Origin of the sequence: Brachybacterium sp. AOP42-C2-15, assembly GCF_052377065.1 — a bacterium.
Taxonomy (GTDB): domain Bacteria; phylum Actinomycetota; class Actinomycetes; order Actinomycetales; family Dermabacteraceae; genus Brachybacterium.
In genome coordinates, this window is sequence record NZ_JBQSWK010000121.1 from 1 (window position 1) to 515 (window position 515).

Sequence of the window (515 nt, forward strand, 5' to 3'; positions counted from 1 at the left end):
CCGCGTCCGGCGGTGGCCTCGGCCAGTCGCATCGAGGTGCCCTCGGTGGTGAGGACGTGGGCGTGGTGGAGGAGCCGGTCGACGGTCGCGGTGGCGAGGGTCTTGGGCATGAAGGTGTCGAACCCGGCGGGGTGGAGGTTGCTGGTCACGGCCAGGCTCCGCCGTTCGTAGGTAGCGTCGACGAGGCGGTAGAACGCTTCGGCGGCGGCCTGCCCTGCCGGGAGCATGCCGATGTCGTCAACGACGATCAGGTCGGCGCGGGTGATCCGGGCGATGACCTTGTTGATCGACCCATCGACGCTGGCCCGTCCGATCGCGGTGGTCAGCGATTCCAGGGTGAACCAGGCAACGCGCATGTCGGCGTCGATCACCTGGTGGGCGATCGCCTCGACGAAGTGGGTCTTCCCGGTGCCGGAGGGCCCGCTGATGGCGAGGTTCTCAGCGCGGTGGATCCATTCCAGGGTCGCCAGCGCCGACTGGGTCGGGGCGGGGATGGAGGAGGCGGTCTCCTGCCA

Annotated in this window: 1 protein-coding gene; it reads right to left on the minus strand. The window is 69.5% G+C overall.

The window, feature by feature from the left end; all coding sequences use genetic code 11:
* Window positions 1-515, minus strand: a 515-nt coding sequence (locus ACT3SQ_RS19305; RefSeq protein WP_444601629.1) for an ATP-binding protein, incomplete at both ends; no start/stop codon positions are given.